At 30.5% G+C, this 25,582-nt stretch carries 24 protein-coding genes; 16 read left to right on the top strand and 8 right to left on the bottom strand.

Annotated elements, in window-relative coordinates:
* Positions 1 to 34: 34 nt before the first annotated feature.
* The 6 genes from HOY35_RS00965 to HOY35_RS00990 all read right to left on the bottom strand — a co-directional run bounded on the left by HOY35_RS00965 (position 35) and on the right by HOY35_RS00990 (position 7,293).
* On the bottom strand, positions 35 to 934 hold the full coding sequence (locus HOY35_RS00965) for a hypothetical protein (protein ID WP_172210152.1): 900 nt from the start codon (positions 932 to 934) through the stop codon (positions 35 to 37).
* A gap of 20 nt (positions 935 to 954) precedes the next feature.
* Positions 955 to 1,695 carry a hypothetical protein gene (locus tag HOY35_RS00970; protein WP_172210153.1) on the bottom strand — a complete coding sequence of 247 codons (741 nt, stop codon included), beginning with the start codon at positions 1,693 to 1,695 and terminating at the stop codon, positions 955 to 957.
* Between the two features lie 200 nt (positions 1,696 to 1,895).
* Positions 1,896 to 2,678 (bottom strand): abortive infection family protein, encoded by a 783-nt coding sequence (locus tag HOY35_RS00975; RefSeq protein WP_249641440.1) that lies wholly within the window; start codon positions 2,676 to 2,678, stop codon positions 1,896 to 1,898.
* Between the two features lie 47 nt (positions 2,679 to 2,725).
* A complete protein-coding gene (locus HOY35_RS00980) occupies positions 2,726 to 4,504 on the bottom strand; it encodes an RNA-directed DNA polymerase (RefSeq protein WP_172210154.1) in 1,779 nt (592 codons plus the stop codon).
* Position 4,505: 1 nt separating this feature from the next.
* On the bottom strand, positions 4,506 to 5,132 hold the full coding sequence (locus HOY35_RS00985) for a hypothetical protein (RefSeq protein ID WP_172210155.1): 627 nt from the start codon (positions 5,130 to 5,132) through the stop codon (positions 4,506 to 4,508).
* A gap of 400 nt (positions 5,133 to 5,532) precedes the next feature.
* Complete coding sequence (locus HOY35_RS00990; RefSeq protein WP_172210156.1) at positions 5,533 to 7,293, bottom strand: hypothetical protein; 1,761 nt, start codon at positions 7,291 to 7,293, stop codon at positions 5,533 to 5,535.
* Positions 7,294 to 7,804: 511 nt separating this feature from the next.
* Here HOY35_RS00990 and HOY35_RS00995 point away from each other — a divergent pair.
* From HOY35_RS00995 to HOY35_RS01030, 8 genes are all read left to right on the top strand, one after another.
* Complete coding sequence (locus tag HOY35_RS00995; RefSeq protein WP_172210157.1) at positions 7,805 to 9,694, top strand: putative cross-wall-targeting lipoprotein signal domain-containing proteiin; 1,890 nt, start codon at positions 7,805 to 7,807, stop codon at positions 9,692 to 9,694.
* A gap of 43 nt (positions 9,695 to 9,737) precedes the next feature.
* The gene (locus HOY35_RS01000) at positions 9,738 to 10,031 is read left to right on the top strand and encodes a hypothetical protein (RefSeq protein ID WP_172210158.1); all 294 of its coding nucleotides are present in this window, start codon (positions 9,738 to 9,740) and stop codon (positions 10,029 to 10,031) included.
* Between the two features lie 33 nt (positions 10,032 to 10,064).
* Positions 10,065 to 10,367, top strand: a complete 303-nt coding sequence (locus HOY35_RS01005) for a cytoplasmic protein (protein WP_172210159.1) — start codon at positions 10,065 to 10,067, stop codon at positions 10,365 to 10,367.
* Positions 10,368 to 10,369: 2 nt separating this feature from the next.
* The gene (locus HOY35_RS01010) at positions 10,370 to 10,837 is read left to right on the top strand and encodes a hypothetical protein (RefSeq protein WP_216656302.1); all 468 of its coding nucleotides are present in this window, start codon (positions 10,370 to 10,372) and stop codon (positions 10,835 to 10,837) included.
* 39 nt (positions 10,838 to 10,876) lie between these two features.
* Positions 10,877 to 12,505, top strand: a complete 1,629-nt coding sequence (locus tag HOY35_RS01015; RefSeq protein WP_249641441.1) for a cell division protein FtsK — start codon at positions 10,877 to 10,879, stop codon at positions 12,503 to 12,505.
* A 400-nt stretch (positions 12,506 to 12,905) separates the two neighbouring features.
* Positions 12,906 to 14,129, top strand: coding sequence for a replication initiation factor domain-containing protein (locus HOY35_RS01020; protein WP_172210530.1), 1,224 nt, complete (start codon positions 12,906 to 12,908; stop codon positions 14,127 to 14,129).
* 47 nt (positions 14,130 to 14,176) lie between these two features.
* Entirely contained in the window at positions 14,177 to 14,401 is a 225-nt protein-coding gene (locus tag HOY35_RS01025) for a hypothetical protein (protein ID WP_172210161.1), read from the top strand.
* An 89-nt stretch (positions 14,402 to 14,490) separates the two neighbouring features.
* Positions 14,491 to 14,772, top strand: a complete 282-nt coding sequence (locus HOY35_RS01030; RefSeq protein ID WP_172210162.1) for a hypothetical protein — start codon at positions 14,491 to 14,493, stop codon at positions 14,770 to 14,772.
* 15 nt (positions 14,773 to 14,787) lie between these two features.
* On the opposite strand, the gene HOY35_RS01035 is transcribed toward HOY35_RS01030, so the two are convergent.
* Positions 14,788 to 15,216: a YjdF family protein gene (locus HOY35_RS01035; protein ID WP_172210163.1), complete on the bottom strand. Its 429-nt coding sequence runs from the start codon at positions 15,214 to 15,216 to the stop codon at positions 14,788 to 14,790.
* 164 nt (positions 15,217 to 15,380) lie between these two features.
* Between HOY35_RS01035 and HOY35_RS01040 the strand changes: the two genes are divergently transcribed.
* The 8 genes from HOY35_RS01040 to HOY35_RS01075 all read left to right on the top strand — a co-directional run bounded on the left by HOY35_RS01040 (position 15,381) and on the right by HOY35_RS01075 (position 23,197).
* Positions 15,381 to 15,644 carry a hypothetical protein gene (locus tag HOY35_RS01040; RefSeq protein WP_172210164.1) on the top strand — a complete coding sequence of 88 codons (264 nt, stop codon included), beginning with the start codon at positions 15,381 to 15,383 and terminating at the stop codon, positions 15,642 to 15,644.
* Between the two features lie 11 nt (positions 15,645 to 15,655).
* A complete protein-coding gene (locus HOY35_RS01045) occupies positions 15,656 to 16,597 on the top strand; it encodes a conjugal transfer protein (RefSeq protein WP_172210165.1) in 942 nt (313 codons plus the stop codon).
* Entirely contained in the window at positions 16,597 to 16,815 is a 219-nt protein-coding gene (locus HOY35_RS01050; RefSeq protein WP_172210166.1) for a TcpD family membrane protein, read from the top strand. The genes HOY35_RS01045 and HOY35_RS01050 overlap by 1 nt, the downstream gene beginning before the upstream one ends.
* Positions 16,816 to 16,858: 43 nt before the next feature.
* Complete coding sequence (locus HOY35_RS01055) at positions 16,859 to 17,299, top strand: GNAT family N-acetyltransferase (RefSeq protein ID WP_172210167.1); 441 nt, start codon at positions 16,859 to 16,861, stop codon at positions 17,297 to 17,299.
* A 69-nt stretch (positions 17,300 to 17,368) separates the two neighbouring features.
* Positions 17,369 to 17,788 (top strand): TcpE family conjugal transfer membrane protein, encoded by a 420-nt coding sequence (locus tag HOY35_RS01060; RefSeq protein WP_172210168.1) that lies wholly within the window; start codon positions 17,369 to 17,371, stop codon positions 17,786 to 17,788.
* Positions 17,772 to 20,273 carry an ATP-binding protein gene (locus HOY35_RS01065; RefSeq protein ID WP_172210169.1) on the top strand — a complete coding sequence of 834 codons (2,502 nt, stop codon included), beginning with the start codon at positions 17,772 to 17,774 and terminating at the stop codon, positions 20,271 to 20,273. Before HOY35_RS01060 ends, HOY35_RS01065 begins: the two co-directional genes overlap by 17 nt.
* 16 nt (positions 20,274 to 20,289) lie before the next feature.
* Positions 20,290 to 22,089, top strand: coding sequence for a CD3337/EF1877 family mobilome membrane protein (locus HOY35_RS01070; RefSeq protein WP_172210170.1), 1,800 nt, complete (start codon positions 20,290 to 20,292; stop codon positions 22,087 to 22,089).
* 10 nt (positions 22,090 to 22,099) lie between these two features.
* A complete protein-coding gene (locus tag HOY35_RS01075) occupies positions 22,100 to 23,197 on the top strand; it encodes a CHAP domain-containing protein (RefSeq protein ID WP_172210171.1) in 1,098 nt (365 codons plus the stop codon).
* A 151-nt stretch (positions 23,198 to 23,348) separates the two neighbouring features.
* On the opposite strand, the gene HOY35_RS01080 is transcribed toward HOY35_RS01075, so the two are convergent.
* Positions 23,349 to 25,190: an AAA family ATPase gene (locus HOY35_RS01080; protein ID WP_172210172.1), complete on the bottom strand. Its 1,842-nt coding sequence runs from the start codon at positions 25,188 to 25,190 to the stop codon at positions 23,349 to 23,351.
* Between the last annotated feature and the right edge of the window lie 392 nt (positions 25,191 to 25,582).

Below are 25,582 nucleotides of genomic sequence, written 5' to 3' on the forward strand. Positions count from 1 at the left end.
GTCCTATTTCTAGAACAGATTCTTTTATTATTGTTTAGTTGCTAGGTTGAATCACTGCACCATCTGGTACATCTACTGGGCTTGTTGCCCAACCGACACCGTTGTTTGTATCTGGGACAACACCAACGTTCCAACCACCTAATGTTTGATCACCGTTGCCAGCGGTGACACTACCGTCTGGATTTTGTTGTGTCCATGTTCCAGCACCATCGCCCGTATAGTCAATTCTCCCATTATTATCTGAACTATACGAGTCAGTTGAACTGTCAGATTGATATGAGGATGAATCACTTGAACTAACATTACCTGAACTTGATTGCCCATAGTCTGCTGAATTTTGAGTTTCAGTAATTGCTTCTGTCTGTTGCTTTGCCTCGTTCTCAATTTTTTCTTTTTCAATCTTTTCATCTATTGATTTCTGTAAACTAGCAATTTGAGCATTTTCAACATTCAACATATTTTTTAATTTTTGTGTGAACTCATTGATTTGTACTTTTGTAAAAATTTCAGTCATATTATTGATTTTATCAATTTCAATTTGAATAGATTTTGTATTAGTTTGCAAGTTTGAAATTTCATTAAATCTCTTATCTTTATCAGAGATGAACAATTCTGAAATAATTTTATTCTCTAAATTACTAAAATCTTTTTTGTTTAACTTGATACATTTTAATTGAAGTAGTTTTGCTTCTTTTGTCGATAACTTAAGCTTTGATAATTCATTAAATACTGTTTGAGAATTAGTGTTTTCAACTGAAAAATTCTTTTGAAGCCTATTAATTTCTTGTTTTTCTTGAATAAGTTTTTGCTTATATTTTTGTGCTAATTTAACTTCATTCTGATATTGAATATTACTATAAATGCCATAACTAATCGCACAAAGTAGTAATCCTAAAGTGATTATGCCAAGAATTATTTTTCGATTTATTTTCATCTCTTTGTTTTCCTCCATTTTTAACAATCAAATTGTTCAATTAAATTACTCACAAAAAATGGAATTAGTCTAATCTCTACGAATTTTTCAAATGCTTGATTTAATTTTTGATAGCCTAAATAATCATTTAATTTTGTACCCCCGATATCAGAAGCCTTTTGAACATCAAGAACTGATCTAGTTCCTTTAGTGTCAACAATTTCATATATCATCCCATTAGGATTTTTCAAATATTTTTCGGAAAATATGGCTCTTGTAAAATCAATAAATTCTTTAGAAAAATCTTCTTTTATTTCTTCATAAAGCATTGAAATTTTTTTAGACAGCTCAATTTCTGGTCGACAGTTCATTAAATCAGAACAAACATTTCTGATTCTTTTATTCTGGCTCTTTAAACTATCTAATATTATATTTTGAAAAAGTTGAGGTAGATAGTCTTGTATTTCTTTATTATTTCCCCATAAAATTTCATGAATCGTACTAAAATTAAGATTATTCAAAAATGCTTGGTAATATAAATCTGCATTTTTTGAGGGAATTAAGTATAAATTTTTACCATTTTCACGTTTATCATTTAGTATCTTTGAAATTATACTTACATCAACCTTATTGTAGTTTGGCGCTTCATTATACTCAATTTGATTTTTAAATCCTGCAACTTGATAATTACTTTTTAAACCTAGTTTTTCCTTTTTTAATTGTAATCTCTTAGAAGTTAATTGATAAATAAAATTAGTAGTATTTTCAAAGTCCTTACTCATTACAAACTCCCCCAATTATAAAAAATAGTTTAAGAAAACATTTTTTCTCATTAAATTAAATAAAATACATTTAACGCTAATTTTATTATAACAAAAATGTTGAGTATTTTTTGACCTAATTTTTATTTTGGAGAATACTGTTAAAAAATAAAAAAGCCCTGTTAGACAGAGCACGAATAAATTTATAGAGTATGAATAAATTAAAATGGCAGGGCATCATCAGGAAATGATTCTTTAGGAAATTTATTTTCATAAAAATTTATCAAAAATAAACCAACTGTAGCACAAGCATTTATAACAAAGTAAGCATACAAAGGTTCATCAATTAAATATTTATCTGAATCTTGACCATGATGTAATGTCTTGTCGCTCCTCAAATCTTCAATGGCCTTTGAAACAGAAGTTAATGAATTACCAATACTTTTCATTTCATTAGGCATTTCAACACTATTTGAATTTAATTCAAACTTTTTCAGTATTTCTTTGACAAGTTTTCCATTTGTTAATTTTGAAGCATCTATATCTGAAAATCTTTCATCTCTCAATATCTCTTTGATGATGCTTTCAAGTACAGAATTAGCATTTCCTACTGATTCAGCAGGGTCTTTTTCTATATTATGAAATGCTTTTTCAAAACTAGTAGAAGCATTCTTATAATCGCTTTTAAGTTTATTTTTAAAGATTGGAATTGTTGGAATAAAATCAGGAGTTTCAATTCCCAAATCGATTGCAATTTTTAATAATTTATCAGGAACTTCCGTTGCAATATTCCTAAGAGTCGCCTTTAAGTTTATTTTGCCTAAATTATCACCTTTATCAAAATATATAGTATAAAAATCACCATCTCCAAAATTGTTATAAGTATCGCGATTCATCTCTATGTACTGTTCTATATCCTCAAAATTTTTATAGCGTTCACAGATTATTTTTTCCAGTTTTTTTATTAATTCCATTCTATATGCTGGAGAAATACGATTTTTCAATTTTAACTCCCTTAATTATTAATTATATAAATATTTTTTTGAATATTCTAAAAATATTTGAAATTATTATTCTTCCCACAATCTACAAATCCTATATTCAAATCAAGCAATGTTTTATAAAACTTATTGATATTTAATTGACTTCCCTGTGTTAGAATAAAATCTGAATTCAATTCTGAACGGATTCCAGTTTTTCCAGAATGGTAAGATTTAGAATTAAGGAAACAATTTACATCTTTTTTTAAGATTAAATTATTTTTTATTAAAAAGTAAATAAAATACCTAAAATACCAAAATTTTTCTGAAAATCTTGATTGATTTGCATAATTTGAGTGTGTTTTTTCAAATAATTGATTAATTTTATCAAGTAATAGATTTATATCTAACTTTCTTTTTAAATATATAATAGTTAATAGACAAAGTGAAAAATCATCAATTGTTTCATCTATTATCTCTAAAATTTCTTTTCTTTTTAAAAATTTAACAGTATTTATATCAAATTGTACTATGTAAAGTAGAATTTGATATATTTCTTGATTAAATTTATTCTTTTTATAATATGATAATTTATTTTTTAATTTCAAGCAAGATTCGTTGAAATAATTTTGGATAATTTGTTTGGCACCTTTCCTTGATTGTTTCTGTACAAATAAATGTTCGAATAGATCCATAAATCGATTTGTCAATTCTGTTTTTTTCATAGAGATATCTAATAATTTTTCTAATAAACAAGTTTTTGTTTTAGGATTAACATAAATAAATAAATCATCTATTTTATCTTGACTAAGTACACTATCGAAAACAATATTTTTTTGTAAACCCGAAAAAATAATCTTTAATGCTCCTTTGTTTCCTTGACTCTCTTCTGAGATACACAAATCTATATAGTCTGAAATAATAGATCTCTGCACACTAGATTTTTGATTAGTAAATTTATGATTATTAAAATAATTAAAAATTTGTGCCTTACTTTTACTATTTTTTAATGGAAATTTTTCAACTACCGTTTTTTCTGCATTAATATATAAATTATGCTCTCTACATAATAAATTGATATTTTCTAAAAATTCCTCCTTTTCTAAATCTGTTGTATACGAAAAGGTAAAATCATCAACATATCTTGCATATCGAAATCCTTTACTCTCCATTTTTTTATCTAAATGACACATATATAACTCCGCAATAATTCTAGAAGCTAAGTTTCCAGTTGGAATTCCATGTGTTTCTCCATATTGACATGCTTCAATCAATCTATCTAACTTATTAGCAAATATATTGATATTCGCTTTATTTGCTTTGGCATAGGGCTTTCCAATAATCATCCAAGGAATACTATGTGTATACAACGTATGGTAAAAATTAGACAAATCAATATGTAATTGCTTATCTCCTGAATGTAAAAGTTTTTGTTTTATTTCATCTGTAGTGGAAAATTTATATTTTGGAGAATCAAAAAATTTTGAAGTAGAAAAACTATTATTTAAAAATATATTTATAAATTCATCTTTGTTATCATACATAAATTTAGCCAAATTAGTATAACTGTATAAATTTGGTAATTTATACTGACGCCTAACCAGATTTTTCTTTGGAATACTAAAATATATAGGTTCAGTCACAGTTTTGGAATCATAGGGTTGAGTTAATATTAATGGTGCAATTTCAGAACAAGCACTAAAATTAAACATTTTATAAAATGATTCATTATTAAAATAATCATCATTTTCTGTATCTTTATCACGGTTTTTCTTGTAGGCATAGTAACCGTACTTCAATAGATACTTAGGGGAAAATATTTCATTGTAGAAATTTTCTAAATCTTTCATTTTAAAAAATGCCTCCTCTCTGATTTAGTACTAAAATTAATACATCTATACATGAATAAATTAGTTGCCTAAGTTCTAAATATTGTTCATTATTAAATTTAGTATTAGAACCATATACTGTTAATTCAAATTTTTCATTTTCTAAATCTTGATAAATGGAATAGAAATGTTTTATTGTTGGATGAACATATCGGGACAAATTTTGATAAGATTCGCTTACGTCATATTTAACTTTACTTTTAAAAATTTTGCAGAGCTCTTTTCCAGTCACTCTCCAGCGTTTTCCATTTTTATTTGGTGCTTTTGTTAGCTCTCCAGTTTTTAAATATTCTTCAAAAAATGAATGATAGTCATAGTTAGGAACTTGTAAAAAATAAATAAGCGACATCGTTGCATCCAATAAAGAACGTGTTAATATTGTACAAGGAATGAATCTTTTTCCAAAATAGCAACTTTCAATATCGTCAGTTAATTCCATTGTAAAATTAATTATTGGAATTACAAAAAAATCATCTTGAAATATTTTTTCACTTTTATATGCATTAAATAGCTCCTGTTTCAAAGCATCATTAATTTTTATATCCTTATTGTCCCCATTGATTTTTATATAAAAATGTTCTTCCATCATTTTCTCTCCCAATACTATTATTTTGGATATTTACTCAATTTTTAATCTCATAATAGCATATCAAATAAAAACACCACTACCAAATTTGATAGTGGTGTTAGTTTTCAGTTTCCATCATTTTCTTGGCGGGATTTTTGGCGGGGAATCATTTTAAATCCCGCCAAAACATACCTTCCTATAACTTGTAAACCCTATTAAATCAGCGTAAAAACTTCAATTTTATTATATTGATTATTCCCACTCCGTGTTTTGCTAATACAATATCATGCAATATCGTTGGTATCAAATAATTTTAAAAACAATAAAACACTATAAAATTATCACATTTGATATAAAGTGTGCCATCTGTGTGCCGCTATTTAAAGTAGTTTGTTGGTGGAACGAGAAATCGTTCCATTTTTCATGGTTTATCGTTGTATAAATATTTTATTTTTCGAAATAATGCTTCTGAAACCATTCGATTAACACGATTTATTGTGTCAACGGAGATATTGGTACTATCATCAACTAAGTCTCCATGAGTTAGCTGGTTACGATAATTTCTCACAGTTTTAATATCCGCTCTATTTTTTTCTGTTAATTCAAGTTCAATACTTTTGTAAAAAGAGTTAATTGTTTCCAAAAAAGAATGGGAATTAATAGAGTTTCTTACAATTCTTTCAATATTATCAGATGAATCTGAGAAATCACTATTATTTAGAGAGGTTTTAATTATTAAAATTAGAGAGTTTAATTCATTTTTTCTAAATTTTTTAGGCAGTGATATAAACGAGCTAAAATATTCCATAGATGTGTTTGTAAAGAACACCTTTTCATTAATATTGTTTGTCTTCCAGCTTAATGAGATCCATTTTAGAGATTCAAGAATCTTTTTTTCGATACTATTTAAACTGTCGGACAATATGTTACTTATGAACTTTTGAAACCAAGAATTGTTATTAATTGAATTTTCAGTTTCTAAACTTAACTCAATTTGTTGAAATGGAGCACTTTCTTTAGTGTCAAATGCATAAAAAGATTTAGTATTATTTTCTTCTTCGACAAAATACGAGGTACTTAATTCCATATTTTGATTTTTTGTGTAATAAAACCAATTATTTTCGTCTTTAGAATTGTTATACAAATCCCAAAAAAGATCATTTTTATTCTGCGTATTAAATAAATAGATAAATTTCTCTAATTTGCTTTTAGCGATGTTATATGCTAAATCTTTGTCAGTAGCAGTTTCTTTTATACAAATGAAAGTGTCCGAATTTGGAAATATTTTGAGTATAGTCTTAAGATTACAATTAAACTTTTTTGAAAGTTCTTTTTTAGATATGAAAAAGAATGATTCATCTATTGAAACTGATTCAGTATTTTTTATAAAAGTATTATTCAATCCAATAATTATGTTAAACGTTAGATTACTAGTATTTTCTTCAAAACCATGAAATTTTACTTGGATACTTGAGTCATTTAAAATTGATCGCATAGGTGCATGGATTGTAGTTTCTCCGAAACTTTGAGGACCAACTTTGGTATTTAATTCTTCATCAAGAGTACTAACTAAGTGATAGTAACTGTTATCTTGTATTTTTTTCTTCATGATAAAAGAGTAGGAATGAATTTCTTCGTTTTTATTGTTTTTTATGAATATACCAAAATTATGTGATAGATTTATTTTATTTAATTTATCAGGAGAGACAATTATTGGCATTCTTCCATATGGTAAATTTATTTTATTATTTATTATATACAATTCATTTATTTCAAGTGGAAAATTTGAATTTATTGATACTGAATTAAAACTCCTTTGTCTTGTTTTTTTTATTACCAATTTATTATCTATGATTTGATTTTCTTGAAATTTTTGGAGAATAGGAATTAATTTTGAGGGGATATTATCTTTTGAATCAAAATAATCCAATTCTAGTGGCAAAGTTTTATAACATGCAGTTAATAGCCAAAAAATATCATCTTTATAAATGAGAGAAATTGTTTTGTTAGTAATGTCATACCTATTCAACAAAAATTTATCTGCAAACTTGTTGTAATAAAATATAATTATCCAAATGTGTTTATTTTTTATTGCGGTGAATGTGAATACTGGATTATATGTAATTAAATTTTCAGTAATGGAAGTTTTATATATGTTATTTAGTTCATTTTTTTTAATCATATAGGCTATGTCTCCCGAAAATAAATTTTTTTAATAGATATTGTTAAATTAATCAATTATTTATAATTGCAAATTCTATCTCTATAAATGATTATGAAGTTAACTATTAAACAGAGATTCATTACTGAATAGAATATTACTATTCTTTTTATTTTATTCAATATTTAATTTTTGCCGAAACTCAATTGTTTTTGGCTTTTTCTGTTGCACTTAAATTATAAATTCAAGATTTAAAATTAGAAAATATCTGTAATTGTAATAATATTTACGCCGATTATTATAAATGTTGTTGAGAGGGGAAAAATATTTTATACAGTGAAGATATCAATTAAATTATATATCACCCATTACTTTTAAGCCAAATAAAATAATTTTAAAGACAAGTGTTCAAGCTTGTCTTTTTTCATGGAAAGGAGCTTATTATGTCGATTTGGGTTAGGGGTCAGCCTATGTTTAAAGTTTAAAAAATGAAATTGTTGCTAAATTAATTTATTAAATTATTGGAGGTATTATGAAAACGAAACAAGAAAAACAGAAATTTGGGTTTACAAAAAGTAAAGCCTTTGGCTTATGTGGGGCAGTTTTAGCGACTTTTATTTTTGCGACCGCACAAGTTCATGCAGATGAAATAACTGATACAACACAAGCTGATACAACTGAAATGGTATCTGATGATACAAATCAAAGTGTTTCTATTGATGATTCTAGTGCTTCAAATACAGAAGTCAATACAGGTAATGAAGCATTAGATAATGCTTCAACTGCCGCAAAAGAAGCTGGCGTGAATGTCACTCAAGGCGATAATGTCACTTATGCGACTGCTGATAAAGCACAAGCAGATGTTGACCAACAAATCTCTGATTTACAAAATACGACAGATAAGCAAAATGAAATGAATACACAAATGAATCAGGCTGTTGAGGGTGCGATAGATTCTGGTGTAGCTGTCACACAAGATGACACACAAACGTATGATGTTGACAAAGCGCAAGCAGACGCTGATCAACAAGTTTCAGATTTACAAAATACAACGGATAAACAAAATGAAATTAACGCACAAATGAATCAGGCTGTTGAGAGTGCGACAGATTCTGGTGTAGCTGTCACACAAGACGACACACAAACGTATGATGATGTTGACAAAGCCCAAGCAGACGTTGACCAACAAATTTCGGATTTGACAAACGCCATTAATCAAATGAATGAAGCCAATCAATTAATTGATAACGCAATTGAAACTGCGAAAAATGCAGGCACTGAAATAATTGACGGTGGCACTTTATTGGTTAGTGCTGATGAAGCTCTTGAAAAAGCCCAAGCAATTGTCGCATTGATTCAAGCTACTGTTAGTGAGAATGAAGCGATTCAAGCACGTAATGAAGCATTGATTGCAGCTTATGAACAAGAAAAGGCAGAATTAGAAGCTAAAAATGAGGCAATTCGAACTGAGAATGAAGCGATTGTGGCACGTAATCAAGCTAAAAAAGCAGCTTATGAACAAGCACTCAAAGATTACTTAAATAGTATGAATCATACGGCTCAACTTTCTGTCGACACACAAAATGTGGATAATTTAGAATATGGTGATTCATTTATGAATGCAGACATTCAATCAGATGGTTCATTTACTTTAACACATGATATGAATGATGGGGTCAACATTATTGGTAAAGGGACTTTAACTGGTAAGATTAATTATTCAGTTGTTTCAAATGGTGATGGGTCTGAAACGATTACAGTAACCTCAATTGACCTTTATTCTTATGCTTATGAAAATGATGTCAGTAATTCCGCAGTGAATCAAAACATTAATTTTCATGTCTATGATTTAAATGGGACAGAACTTTATTCTAAGTATCATGATGGCAATGTTTCTTTTTTAGAATATATCAATTCTTCTTCTGCTCTTAATCTTAATTTTATCGTTCAAGCGGGTGAAACGTCGCCATTAACACAACTTTTAAATGTCGATGATAATTGGGTTCATAATACGCATGGTCAAATTCGAGTGCAGTTTAGTAATACAAATGTGGCACCTGATGTACCGACTTATGAAGTAGAAAAACCATTAGATCAAACAGTCATTACACCACCAACACTTGAAGCTAAAAAACAAGCCACTGTGCAACATGTTCAAGTGAGTGCCAGTTACCATGATGTTCAATTGGCAACTACTTATCACAATATCCAATTGTCTCAAGAAGTACACGGTACAGACGTTGCACCAATTATACCAACTAGTACCACACCTGAAATCAAAGAAGCAAGTATCATGCCTGAATTGCCCTATACTGGTGAATCTAATTCAAATTGGCTTGCTTTATTAGGGAGTCTTTTTACTTTATCAGGTGGTTTACTGCTTGAAAAGAAATATCAAAATCAATCGAAAAAGATTAATTAAGCATTAGTCTTTTTTATTTTGTCTAAAAAGTGAGCGTGATTAAATGTTCATGACTTTAAGTTTACGTTTAAAACGATTAGGTTTTATTGAAATTGAAAACGGTCGAAAACAAACCTTTGTATTAGCTGATTTTAACCGTATTTGTTTAATTATTGAGGGCGAATATCAACGAAAAATTGGCAAATATCTTTATGATTTTTATGCGATTAAAACTGACCCACGTACTCAAATTTCATATTATAAAGTCTATTGCGAACAAGTGCCAGTCGTGAAGTTATTTAATCAAGCTTCACGACATGTGCAATTTTTAAAAGGGATTCAAAAGCAAATTAATTAAAATAGAGAAAAAATAGAAAGTATAGGTGAATAGATGATTCAAGAAACATTAAAAATGAAATCAGATTTTATTGGTAAGGCGCTTTATGAAAAATTAGGCAATGCGCCTAGACAAGTTTTTGGAAAACAAGGCAGTTATCAACGTCATATTGTGGTGAATGAAAAACATGGTCAGTTTTATGTGATTACACCCACACAAGACCAAACTTTTGAGGAAGATTCAGAGATTGAGTTGGTGAATCCAATTTATTATCCTGATTTTATTCATGGTAATCAAATTGCACCAGCGTTGAATGTTTATGCGGATGAAATTCGTGTGATTAAGGGAGGTAAATAATTATGGCAATCGGTTTAAAATTTGAAAAAGTCGCAATTTCGGGTAAGGATTATTTGGATATTGCGCCAAGCTTATTGGTAAATGAAGTATTTGGCAAATTAACTTATCGGGTGGCACCTGAGCCTGAAATCGCTTATGAAGATGATTTAACACAGCCTAGACGTGCTGATGGCTCTTATCCACAAATGCCGACAGGTGAAATTTTGGGGGTTAAAATTGGGATTAAATCTAGTACCCAACATGAAACGAAAGAGTTTACAATCATTGGTATGATGCCGAGCGAAATTGAAGCGTTAAATCTCAAATTTAATGATGAAGTTGAACTGCAGGGTATCAAAATTGCTTATTATGCAATCCCACAAGGCAATAATCGATCTAATAGTGGCTATAAATTATTTGCGGAACGAATTATCAAAAAAGTTGCTGGTCAGCAAAACAATTCAAAAGAGGTAATCAAGAAAGAGAATTAATGAAAAGATTCTTTTTTTTAATTGATAAGGGGGTATGAATTGTTAAAAAATATATGGTCTTATCGAGGTTTTCGTGTTCGTAAATTATATAAGCATATTCGTTTCATTTTAATTAGTTTAATTGTAATGCCCTTTTTGGTGGCGATTGGTTTTTATTTATATCACAATCAAGTAAAAGTGATTGCACAACCGATACAGTATGGTTTGATGATTTCAATTGTGCCATTGGTCTTAATACCGATGGTATTATTGATTGTATTAAAACTAGAAACTAAGTCTTTATTGGTTGGTCGCTTACGCTCACTTTATCTCATGCAACGGTATCTCTTTGAACACAATCTGATTTATCCGAAAAAGAAAAATGGGAAAGAGAGCTATAAATTTCCTAAAGCTTATTTGAAACAAGATAAATTTGGTTTAGATGTGACTTTAGAAATGAGGGGTAGTAAATTTCAAGATAAGTTTAATAAATTGGGTGGTGAATTAGAAGATACTTTTGACGGTGATTTCATGTTTCAAACACGACCGAAAGGTTTTGTGTCTTATCGAATTGCCATTGACCGATTTTCTAATCGAATTAAGATTACTGATGTTAAGGTCACAAAAAAAGGGTTGCGTTTAATGAAAGATATTTATTGGGATTTTGACGAACAACCGCATTTATTGTGTGCTGGTGGTAAGACAGTTTTATTAATGTCAATTATTTATGGGCTATTATCAGTCGCAGATGTCGATATTTGCGACCCAAAACAATCTGATTTTGTTAGTTTAGCGAAAGCACCGGTTTTTAAAGAGCGTGTGTTTTCTGAAAAAGAAGCAATGATTGCGTGTTTGCGTGATAACGTGGTATACATGGAAAATCGTTATGAATATATGACCAATCATGCAGAAAATCAAGCAGGTAAGAAATATTCAGATTATGGTCTAAGACCCAAGTTCATTGTTTTTGATGAATGGGCTGCTTTTATTTCATTGATTGATAATGATTATAAATTAGTCAATGAGGTCACTCAATTGCTTACACAAATTGTATTGAAAGGTCGTCAAGCTGGTGTGTTTATGATTTTAGCCATGCAAAGACCCGATGGGGAATTTATCAAGACGGCATTGAGAGATAATTTCATGAAGCGTATTTCAGTTGGTGTGCTTGAAGATACAGGTTATATGATGATGTATGGGGACGCAAATCGTAATAAATCTTTTAAAAATATTACTGAAATTAATGGTGAAAAAGTACGTGGTCGGGGCTACTGTGCCAATGGTGGGCAAACCGCAGGTGAATTTTATGCGCCATATGTACCATATGATAAAGGCTGGGATTTTTTAAAAGTTTTCCAAGAAATGCCTGTTTTATCAGCTGATTTAGTGCCTTTTAAATCTAGTTTTTTAATTGAGAACCAATCTACTTTAGATACTTCTACTACAATACCAAATCAAACTGAAACAACTTTATCCATTCAGGCATATGCCCAAAGTGTCAATAAATCATTCGACCAAGTCCGTAATGTGATTGGGGTGATCGAGAAAAATGCGTATCACCAATTTTCTAAAGTTGATGGTAAGGTTGTTTTAGAAGCTTATGAGCAGGATTTATTGTCAGCCATTTTTGAAGCGAAAGCCAATAGTAATCGAACATATCAAGAAATCGCCAAAGAAATGATTGTCTAATATCAAATGATTAGATACAATCATTGTAATTATATTTCAGGATAAAAATTTTAAACTTAAGGACAAGTCTGAAAAGATGACGGTACAAATACTGTTCAACATGACGTTGCACTAAAAAGCGTGTCAAACGCTTGCGCCTGCCGAGCGTAGCGAAGGCAGGTCAGCGCAAATCAGCGTGCAGACCAAGCATTTTAGTGTAACGTTGCCATGTTGAAAAGTTTGTGAAAACCCTCCAATTCTAATAGGGGGGTAGAAATTACAGAAAACGCAGTTTTAACCCCCCCGAAACACTATGTGTAGCAGTCGTTTCAGCGTTTTAAATTTTGTACCGTTTTTAACGAAATTTTGTACCACTTTTAAGATGAAATGATAAAAGTTTGTGAAAAGAGGGTGATTATCCATTGATGGTAAGGCATTAAAGAAATTTAGGCGGTTAAATCATCTAACGCAGAAACAATTTGCGGAAATTTCAGGAATGAGTGCCGAAACATTACGCTCTTTAGAAACTGGCAGACGACAATTAACCGTAGAAAAATTTAGGGTAATCAAAGCAAAATTTGGTTATCAAATTGAAAATAGCGACAATCCTTTACGAATGACAATAGATTACTTACGCATTACTTTTAAAAGTATCCGTAATCTTGACGAATTTGTAAGGGATTTTTTGTTTGTCGGTTTAAAGGAATTTCAAGGCTTTCAAACGGGTTTATTAAATTATAATCAACTGTTAAGACGGGGTGACATTTGGCTATTCAATTATGCGAACGCAAAAGAAATGAATAACTATCAACTCACTTTACAATTATCTGGTGCAGGGTGTCGTCAAATGGAATTAATTTTTGAAAACGTTGGTTGTGATTGGCGCTTGTTTTTAAGTCGGTTATCCGAGCGTTATTCAGATATGAGTGTCACTCGTTTGGATATTGCCCTTGATGAAATGTATCAAGGTTATGATAAGCAAGCTAATCATTTTCATTTAGAAGATTTAATCGCTAAAGTTTATCAAAAACAAGTTAATTTTGACCGTTTAAAAGTTTGGAATCATATCGGGGGTGGTAATTTATCGTTTGATGATGTGGATTCTGCGAATAATCAAGGTATTTCACTCTATTTTGGCAGCCGAAAAAGTATGATGTATTTCAACTTTTATGAAAAGCGTTATGAGCTTGCCAAAAAAGATAATATCAGCGTAGAGGAAGCACTTGAAACTTATCAAATTTATAATCGTTATGAAATTCGATTAGCTCAAGCCAAAGCACAAGAAATGGTAAATCAATTTATATTAGGCGCTGATTTAGGGGATATGGCAAGAGGTTTAATTAATCGTGAAATGCAAGTCTATGATGGTGTCGGTGCTTATGGTGCTTATATTCCTGATTCAAAATGGCAAAATTTATTTGGGAGTGCAGAACCTTTAAAACTAACCGTCATTCCTGAGCCATATAGTATCAGGCGTACAATCCGATGGCTACATTATCAAGTTTCTAACTCATTAGCTTTTGTGAAAGAAGCTGAAAAAATTATGAATGAACAATATTTAGATGATATTTTAAATTCGGGTGAAATCACGGAACGTATGGCAAAAGAGTTAGACTTTTTAAAATCAAATTACAGTAACGATTGAGTATTAATCAATCGTTTTTTATTTTGGAAAAAAATAGGAGGTTTTAGATGAAAATTACAAAAGAAATCAATGATTTATCACAATTTCATGCATGGTCTGGTGGCATGACAACATTGAATGTGATTAAAGAATTAGGCAAAGTGGATGAACTGACTGCACTCGTTGAAGAAATGTTTCCGAATGGTGCCACCGAAACAGAAATCAATGATTTCCTATGGTTCGAAACGGACGTAATTGAACGTGCATTAGGTTTACCAAGTGATACTTTATAGTGATTATGAATTATATTCGTAGTCCAGCCAATGTTTAACTTTCTCTTTTTGATGACAAAAAATATAAATATGAAAGCAGGTATTTAATTATGGCAAATACAATTGGTGTTTTAGAAAAGAAAATTTTAGGCTTAGTGAATGATTTATCTAATTTATTAACAACCTATAAATATGATGAAGCGTGGCAGGTCGCAGGTGAATTAAATTCAGTTTTAAAATCAAGTGAGATGATTCAATTACCTGCGGATATGCTTGAAGCGATTCGAGTTGAATTAAAAGGCTACTACTTCACTAATTCAGAAATCCAAAGTCTACATAAGCGCTTAGTCGCAAAAGGGCATAAATTAGCTGATTTGGCGAATAGTATTTAATAACAAAAAAGGGACTCAATGTCCCTTATGTTTTTGGTATTTCTTTTCTTGTTTGATTTCAAACTTTCTTTGCTTACTAGCAGCTTTTTCCAATTTAGAATTGTGGTGTTTAATTAGTTGATTGCTTGACCGACTCTCCGAAATCGCTAATTGTGATTTAGTAGATAAGACAGGTCTTTTCTTAGCACGATTAATTTCACGCCGCATTCTTTTTGGGTTCAGCTTCTTGATTGATTGTTGCTTTTTAACACAATTATTACTGAGTTTTAGTTTGTCATTTTTAGCAATCAAACTTAACAAATGATTGTCAATAAAATCAATGATTTCAACATCTTTTGGTTCTTTGCCAAAAAGATACTTAATCGCTCGATAATTATTTTGAAAATCACTATATTCAATCAAACCATACCAAAAACTACCATCAAAAAAAACTGTAAGTTTCATGACAGCCCCTCCAATATTAAATATTGCAATGGACAACCCTGGAGGGTAGGTTACTGACACTAAGGTGCTTGCGGACTACCAACCGCAATGTGTTTTTATGCTAACTTGATTTTATGCCGCTTGATAGTGCTTGTCAAATAAACCAAAAAAATGGAGGTGATTAAATGGAAATGCAAATGTTAACACAAGATACGGGTGAGTTTAGAGGACGTGTCAGTTATTTTGTTTCAAAATTTATTGAAACATACAGTCAAAGCATCAGTCAATTAGCTAGTGGTGACAAATTTAGAAAATCAATGATTTTTGTTAATGAAAAAGCTTGTTCGAGTTTTGAAGTGAATTTTGTTTATCATAAATTAGGGCTTTTTAAATCCGATCAGTTGGAAGTTTATATCAATGGGGTTTATGTCGCAGTTGTCAAATTATAGAGAGGTGGTTTATGAAACAAATAAAAAATAAATTTTTAAAACCAAATAATCGAAAAAAGAAAATTGAAGTGAAGCCAATCAATCAAAAAAAGATGAATTTATGCTTTTTGGGTGGCTTTGCTTTTTTTGTGATATTGGCTTGTTTAAGTATTTTTTTAAGCTTTACCAAGCAAACGATTCAACCTAAGGCTACCGTTCAAGTTGTCGAATCGAGTTCAGACACAACAAATACGAATTATCGTCTAGAATCATTTTTAAATGAATATGTAAAAGCCTATTTTAACTTTTCAGATCAAACTGAGGCACAGGATAAACAGATTGAAGCGCTCAATCAGTTTTATAATTTTGTGCCTGAAATTAAAGCACAAGGCTTAAAACGTCAAGCTATGCAATTAAAAAGTTCAAGAATTGAATCGATTGGTAAAGATACAGCTGTTTATCGGATAACTTATCAATCGGATAATCAAGAAATCACGACTAATTTTAATATCCCCTATGGTGAAAAAAATAATCAATATTATGTGAGTGGTTTGCCTTATTATTCTGAAATACAAGATTTAATCGTCAATAAAAGTTCGACAAAAGACCAATTAAAACTAAGTGGCATGGATAGCTTTAGTGATAAGGAACGCAAAACAATGACAACTTTTTTAGAATTGTTCTTTAAAAACTATACAACCAATCAAGAGAATCTGAAATTAATTGCGAAAAATGTTGCGGTCGTTTCTAATCAAGATTTTAAAACCATCGATTATACGTACTTTAAACAAGACGGTAAAAACATAGTCGCTTATGTCCAAGCCACTTTTGAGATTGCAGGCACAACGCATAGTGAAAATTTCACTTTTACTATTGAACCTAAGGGTGACAGCTATTTTATTACAGATTTAAAACACGCAATCCCAGTAGATTATAACAAAGAAGATAGTCAAGAAAACGGAGGTAATGATTAATGAGTTTAAGTAGTTTATTTACATGGTTTGTGGATAATATGGGTATTTGGATTGTGGCAGGTTTTGCAGGTTGGAAATTCATTCAGGCTGTCAAAGACCAAAAAATTGGTCAAGCCATTATCACACTTGCCATTGGTGGTTTTTCAGTTTATTTCTTAAAAAATCCAACGACCATTTTAAATAGTATTGGTGAAATTGTCGCTAAAATCTTTAACTAATCCAAATTATGGTAAAATATTAAAGTAATCTTAGGAGGTTGCTTTGAAAATTGTAGAGATTAAAAATCGTTCAGATATTTTAATTACCAAATTATTTAACCTTTGGCAAGAATCAGTTCGTGATTCTCATCATTTTTTGGATGAGACTGCTATCAAAACTATTGGAGAAATAATTCCAACTGCTTTAGAGAATATTGAACATTTAATTGTTGTTTATGATAATTTCAATACAATACAAGCTTTTATGGGTATCGAATCTCATAAAATAGAAATGTTATTTGTAGCTTCAAATATGCAAGGCAAAGGGATTGGCAAGCGATTAATTAAGTATGCAATTAATACTCACGATATTACTGAAATTACTGTCAATGAACAAAATATTAAAGCGTATGAATTTTATAAACATATTGGCTTTAAAGCTTTTAAAAGAGATGAAAAAGATGATATGGGGAATCCTTATCCAATTGTTCATATGCAACTATGAATGATTAATTGAATTTATTTAAGTCTTGATTTCAAATCAAGGCTTTTTTTTATGGAAAGTGAGGTTTAAATGTCAAAAATGCAATTAGAGGATAAAAAGTTATACTCCTATAAACAAGCACTCAATCAGCCTTATTGGATTCAGAAATTCAATGATGAATTTGCATTATCTTCACCAATTAAATTTTCTCGAATTGTCTATTTTGCCCTTGTATTTGGTTTACTTTATTTTTTATTTGAATTATTACTTGTTTTTTTACCCTATGGACTAAGAATTGTCATCGGTTGTATGATTGCTTGGTATTTATCAGAAATACTCTCTAATTTAGTGATTGACGGTAAAGCGATTGCTTTTTATTTATATGACTATTGTCGTTTTTATCTTAAGTATGGTAGACAATCGAATCAAATTTATCTGAATAAAGGGGCTATTTATCCAAAACCAAAACCGATGAAATCAGAAAGGAGAATGAATGAAATTAGAAAATAATATCTGGGATATTCAAGAAAATTTAATTTTAAAAACAGATGGGTCTGTGCATGCGATTTATCGCATACCATCTAAAGTGATTAATACAGTTGATCGTGCTGCCAAAGAAGATTTTAAATCATTAGTCCATTCGGTCTTTAATCACTTAAGAGGGTATCATGATTTTGAAATTAATATGATCCCAATGCATTTAGATTTATATGCACGCTTTGAAAAATTGGCAGAAGATATTGATTGGTCAAGTGATGTTTCTGATTTGGCAGAATATGTCCTCAATGGCACGATTGAAAAACTAGAATCGTCGATTGGGACTTTATATGAGTATCAGTATTATCTGACGATTCCACTTAAATCAATGCATATTAGTATGGACTTAAAAAGTGTCGTGAAACAAGGCTATCAACACTTAAGAAAAACAGTCTTATCTAGCTTTGGGCTTCAAGGGGGTGTACCTGTTAATTGGATTCAAGATTATCAAGTTCAACGTGAGGTCTTAGAAAATGCGATTAGTTTAATTAGTGCCACACGTTTAACGAGACAAGAAAATATTTTAATTCAACGTTTACAGTATATTCGAGGCCAATTTTACAATCAAGACTTAGAAATTAGTTTAGTTGAAAATAGTATTGAAAATTTAGACGATGTTAATATTGAGTTTGAAAATATTAATATTATTAAATTATCAAATTTTGATGAAACCAGTTATGTTGCCCTTTTGCCAATTAATAAAGTACCTGAAAATGTCAGTTACCTACATTTACAAGAAGAATTACAAACCCTTAATTTTCCAGTTGAAACCAATTATAAAGTCCAATTTTCATTGCCAAAAGGCATTTTTTCATTACTTGGGAAAGCCAAAAGGGCTAAAACCCGATTAAAAAACACGATGAATGAAGCTGACGAAGCCGATGATATGCAAAAATCAAGTGTCATTCGTAGTAAAATTCTGCTCGATGATTTACAAGAAAAATTTGATGAAGATGAGGGCTTGATTACTTATCTTCAAACGTTGATTATCTCAGCACAATCGATTGAAGAGCTGAAAAGTAAGTATGAAGTATTGTATCAACGTTTAAATCAGATGGGCATTGAAGTTGTGCGTGCCAATGCAGACCAAGTCTATTTATTTTATAAAAACCGTATCACTGAATCATTAGATAAAGACGACCGAAACTTTTTACAAGCCATGTCTTTAGAAGCATTCTGCGAAAATTTATTTTTTATGACTAAGAAAGTTGGGACTGATATTGGTTTTTGTATTGGTCGAATTGATCATCAAACGACTTCTTGGCAGGGGGATTTTAAAAGTGCTTTAGCGAGTAGCTCGATTCCCTTGTTTTCTAATTTATTACAAGCGAATAAATTAGGTGTTAAAAATAAAATCACACAGAATCCGCATGTCGCCATTGTCGGTGAAACAGGTGGTGGTAAATCATTTTTAACCAAATTATTATTTACGTATCACTCCTTTTTAAAAACCAATATTTTATATATTGACCCGAAAGCTGAAATGCGTAAACAATATTTAAAAGTTTTAGAAAAGCATCAAAAAGCAGGCAATTATACTGAATTACAAAAATATATAGAATCGATTGACTTTATTACTTTAGATGCCAAAGATGCTAATAATCATGGTGTTTTAGATCCAATTGTCTTTTTGAAAGGTCAAGAAGCAAGGGACTTAGCAGATAGTATGATTGATACTTTATTAGGTAAAGATAACTCGTTAAAAATTCGGAATGCCTATTTAAAAGGGGTCGATAAGCAATTAAAGAAACGTGCTGATGGTGAACAAGTTGGTATGATTCATGTATTCCAAGATTTATATGATAGTCAAGATGAAGCGGTTCATGAAGCAGGCGATTTTCTTTTAACCGCAGTCAATAATAGTTTATTATCTCTATGTTTTTATGATGGTCGTCATGCAGGTATTGATGTCAATAGTAAGATTACAATTTTAGAGATTACTGGTTTACAGTTGCCCGATGAAAAACAAAGTCAAGACTTAACGCAAGACGAACGTAAAAGTTTATCGGTCATGTATGCGTTAGGTTATTTTTGTACTAAGTTTGGCAAACAGGATAAATCGCAAGAAACAATTGAATTTTTTGATGAAGCTTGGTTTTTTAATTCGACTGCTGTTGGTAAGAAAATCTTAAAAATGATGAAGCGTGTTGGTCGTTCTGAAAATAATTTCTTAGTTTTTATCACCCAATCCATTCATGATTTATCAACTGATGAAGATGGGACAGGTTTTGGTAGTGTCTTTGCGTTCTTGGAAAAAACAGAGATTGAGGACGTGTTAACGTATCTTAAAATTCCGATTACTGATGAAACGAAAGAATGGCTCGGTAATTTAACAATGGGACAATGTATTTATTTAGATACTTTCGGTCGTAAAGAACGTATTACCGTAGATGGTATGTTCCCTGAAATCTTTGAATTATTTGATACAGTTGAAACAAAATTAAAATCGGTCGCATGACCTAGAAAGGCGCAATATGTATGAAACTTATAAAAATCAATTAGAACAATTTACCAGTAAGACTTGGTTTGGTAATGATGTCTTTGGCATTGATTCAAATGTCAATTACTTAATCAATAAGATTGTGCAAGCTGTCTTTTGGATTGCAAAATTCTTCTTTAATATTTTTGCGACCATTTACGAAAAGCTAACGGCTGATTATTCGTTTGATAAAATCATCAATACGGTGATTGGCGAAACCAGCAAGCTGTTTAGTGGTTTAAAAGGCTCATTGTTACCAATTATTGGGGTTTCAATGGCCTTTTATTTGGCTTATGTTTTTTTTGTGAAACATGGTAGCTTTGTTAAAACCTTGATTCGCTTACTTTTAATTTTTGCTTGTGCCACCTTATTCTTTTCTAAATACTCAAATGGCGATTACGTGATTACACGATTTTACAGTAATACGAATGATATTACGAATGAAATTGCACAAAAAGCAACGCAATCGACTACAATCTCACAATCCAAAAATGCGACTTTAGACCAATATTTTGATGATGTGATTTGGAAGCCCTATCGTTATATGAATTCTGATACAGAGGATAATAAGGGTGAGGGTAGAAATGGTTTTAAGTTAACCAATCAAAATCTACTTGATTTATTAGCATATAAAGATGGCGACGATGATTTCGAGTTAGGGGACAAGTCCATTAAAGATGTGGCAGGGACATTGAAAGACCCTGAAAACACACACCTTAAAGATAATTGGGGGAGTAAGGTGACTTATGCGGTGGTCGCCATTCTTGAAAGTATTCTAATGGGTGTGATTTTGTGTATCTTTGCGATTGTCGCATGGGTTTTAAAATTCATGTTCATTTTAATGCTTTTGATTGCGCCATTTGCCTTATTACTTTCAATGTTTCCGACATTTGAAAATATTTTATTTAATCTAAGTAAGAAGCTTTTTTCGACAATTATCATCAGTGGTTTAATGACTTTCTTTACTTCGATTTTTATGTATTTCAATACATTATTAAATCAAGCAACAACTACCATTGCAGGTGATAATTTAATTGTGGCTTATGTGATTAAGGCGATTGTTTTAATCTTGATTTGGAAAAAGAGAGATTACTTAATCAGTATCCTAACTGCCAATCGAATTACTTCACTAAATAATAATATTACTCGTAAGATTGGCAATATGGGACAAAGTATTCAACGTCATACGATTGGACGTGTCAAACAGTCAGGTATGGCTAAAATGGCTTTTGCGGGCGCTGTGGCTGGTGGCACCGCAGGTTTAGCAAGCCAATATGTGAAACGTAATGTCAAAGCAACTGGGCGCAATGTGGCAGGACATTATACTCAAAAAATTGGAGATGGCTTAGCTAAGCATAAAGCGACCAAAGCGCAAAAGAATGGCAAAGATTTTGGGCAAAGTTATCGTAATGAAAAGCAAAAACAAGCCGAACGAAAAGACAAATTAGCTAAAGTCGGTCAAGGTGTGAAACAAGCAAAAAATAAAACCAGTGCCTTAGCACATCAAGCGAAAGCCTATTATACAGGTCGACCAGAGGATAAGGCAAAGGCTGAGGCTAAATTAGCTAAAGTTGCGCTTTCTAAAACAAGCTTATATGAACAACAAGTTCGGGCTTCAAAATTTAAGCAACAACTGCATAATACGCAAACCAAAGAAAGATTACGTAAAGCTAGACAACTTAGACAGTCACAACCACTTTTAAATCAAGGGAAAAAGGCTTATTTGATTAAAGAAAATAGGGTTAAATCTAAAATCAAAAAAGAAAATTATCAATCTAAGGTAAATCGTAAGTAAGGGGTGAGTAATGAAAAAAGCAGTTAAATTAAAACTATTTTCCGTTTTATTGATTTTGTTAGCACCTTTAACGGTGCTTTTTTTATTTTTAGGCATGCTTTCAGGGGATAGTGAGATTTCAGCTTCAGATAAAGCATTTGCCTATTATGTCGACCATTGGACGACTGACGATCCTTACACGCATAATTTATTGGCACACCGCTATGGCATTACTGCTTTACAGCTCGATGGCTTTTTAGACAGTACAGGGATTAAATATGATAAAAGTCGGATTAATGGGACAAAGCTTTTAGAATGGGAGAAAAAAAGCGGTCTCGATGTTCGGGCGATTGTGGCAATTGCACAAATGGAATCCAGTTTAGGGACTGCAGGTGTGGCGACACAAAAGGGCGCTAATATGTTTGGTTATGGTGCTTTTGATGGCGCTGAAAGTAATGCGACTAATTATTCGGATGAAATTGCGGTAGTTGGTTTAACGAATGTCACCATTATCCAAAATCAAAACGAAACTTTTAAGCGACAAGATGACAAGGCTAAATTACATGCACAAGGTAAATTAGATACGTCAAAAGATGGCGGTGTTTATTTTACCGCAACCGATGACACAGGTAAAAAGCGTGCAGAGGTAATGGCGAAACTTGACGAATGGATTGATGCACACGGTGGGACACCTAAAGCACCAGTTAGCGCTAATGGTAATGGGACAACTGAATTAAATGTGCCAGCAGGTTTTACATTAAGTAAGCCAATGAGTACTGCAGGCTATACTTCTGCGACTTATCCGTATGGACAATGTACTTGGTTCGTTTTCAATCGGGCAAAGCAATTTGGCATTAGTTTTTCACCATACATGGGCAATGGTGGTGATTGGAAATATCAATCAGGCTATGAAGTTACCAATACACCTAAAGCTTATTCAGCACTTTGTTTTTCACCCGGTCAAGCTGGCGCAGATTCAACCTATGGGCATATTGCCTTTGTGGAACAAGTTCGGTCAGATGGGAGTGTTTTAATCTCTGAAAGCAATGCGCAAGGCTTAGGTGTGGTGAGTTATCGTGTGTTTGATAAAGTGACAGCGAGTCAATTTAGTTATGTTATTGGAAAATAAAATTAAATATTTTTATTAGGTATTAAAATAGAGTAATTATAAATAAACAAATATTAATAGAAAAAGTTAGAAATATAAATTACTTCGATTAATTGGTATATAAATACTAAATGATATTAGGGTATTCGTGTACAAATTTCTGGTTTTTATATTAAAAATTAATAATTTTTTTTATATGTTCAAATATTTGATTAAAATTATTGGTTGTCTCATCAGAAATTTCAACATTTTCCTTAACAATTTTATTATAAAAATTATGGGCGAGTAGGATTTTGTTTTGTTTAGAATTTTTATCAATTTGGTTGTACTTCATACCTAATAATTCATAATCTTTTTCTGAAATTAATTTTTCAATGGTATCATCTCGGTCATCAGAAAAATTTATATTAATGCTTATGACATTCGATTGGTTTGGAAAGTGAGTTATAGAATTTTCATTAAATTTGGTCATTAATTTTTTTGCAGAATTCCTCCCTTTTCGATCATCATCAAAGATTGCTGCAAATTTTAATCCCCACCCCCAAAGAATCATTGCCATTAATTCTAAGTTGTCGGCTCCATTTCCTGGGATTACTACACATTCGTCAGCGTTTAGTAAATATTTCATTGCACTTAAATAGATATAGTCAGAAATGCCTTCAGTGATAATATTTACTTTAGAAACATCAAATCCAATATTATCTGATAAACTCATACCTATTGCATTTAAAAGGGGAGATAGTGTTTCTAAACGAGAAGCTCTATCAATATCATCGGAGTAAACTTTTAGTATCTTACTTTGACCTTTAATTTTTTCAACAACTCTAATAGAATTTACATTATTTTTATCAATCATGAATGGTGAGTGTGTAGTATAGATTATCTGATTATTTTTTCCAATAATAAAACCATCATTAAATAATTCTAGTAGTTTCTTTTGTGCTTCAACATGAAGCCGTGTACCAGGTTCATCAATAAGGAATACAACATTTTTATTAATAAGTCCATTAGCTAAAAGTGATATAAAAAAGCCAAGATACCATTTTAATCCATTACTTCGTTCGGAAAGATGCATGTTGCCGCTGCCCGAATTTATTTGTATTGACAAAGAAGTTGGAAAAATTTCAGTTTTAATTCTTATCGGTTCAACGGTATAAAACTTACCAAAAGGTTTTTCTATTTTTTCTTTGACTGCATCAGAAATTTTATCTCTCATATCTGATCCAACTCCATCTGTTCTTATAGCCATTTTTAAATCTGTAATTTTAATATTTATTGCATTTAAAAAGGTGACAATCTCAGGATTTTTTGTTTCAATACCGTTAAAAAAATCATCATTCAATACATACGAGTTTTTAAAGTTTATTTCCTTATATTTAAAAAATTTTGGTAATAGAATATAACATTTTTTAAAATATGACAATGTTTGATCAATTAAATTAAAATATTCTTTTTTTGCAGTATTTTCTAGTTTTTCACCAATATTATTTTTCAACCATTCTAAGTGTGATTTGTAATTTTTAAGAATAAATTTGTTAGCATTTTTTAAATGATTAATCTTTAATTTGTAATCGGAAATTTGATTTGAAAGAGTTACTTGATTATTTTTAACAGGTTCTTCTATTTTAAAAAGTAATTTTTCAAATTCTTTTTTTTCAAAATATTCAACTATTCCTCCTTCTAATAATTTGATAGTTACAATTTTATTATCACTTGAAAAAATTAATTTAGTATTAGTTGTTTTTACGTCTAGTAATTTTGTTTCATTAGCATTTGAAGACAATAATATCGTCAAAATAGTACTCTCTTCACTAAGTGATCTATTTGTTTTATGAAAATTTGTGTATTCGTTTGGGATTGATGTAAATGACAAAATAGATAGGCCATCTAAGAGGTTACTTTTTCCCGACTCATTTTTTCCAATTATTGATACTACATTCTCTTTGCCTAAATAAAGATTTGTTGATTCTCCAAAGGATTTATAATTTTTTAATGTTACTTTTTCTAATTTCATTTTTTATCTACACTCTTTTCTAAATTAATTTATAAATATTTTTTGATAATTAAAGTTTGTATTGGAAAATAAATTGAAAATATTAAAATAATTATACTTTATTTATAAATTTGATGCTAGGTTTCAACAAATAGGAGAAGCATATTTTTAATTAGAATTCTTTTCGATTTAGATTATAGAAAATTATTTTTTTTACAAATTTCTCTTTGATAATTATAGGCTAATTATCAAAGAGAAAATCAATAAGTAAAGCAAAATAATATGGTGAATATATAAAATAATTATTTCTCTGTATGGTATTTTTTAAAAAATAAATTACAAAATATTGTAAATTGAGTTGAGGATATTATGATGAATGGATTAAAAAAGACTAGCATAGCGACAATTTTTTA

Source organism: Enterococcus sp. MMGLQ5-1 (assembly GCF_013155265.1).
Taxonomy (GTDB): Bacteria; Bacillota; Bacilli; order Lactobacillales; family Streptococcaceae; genus MMGLQ5-1.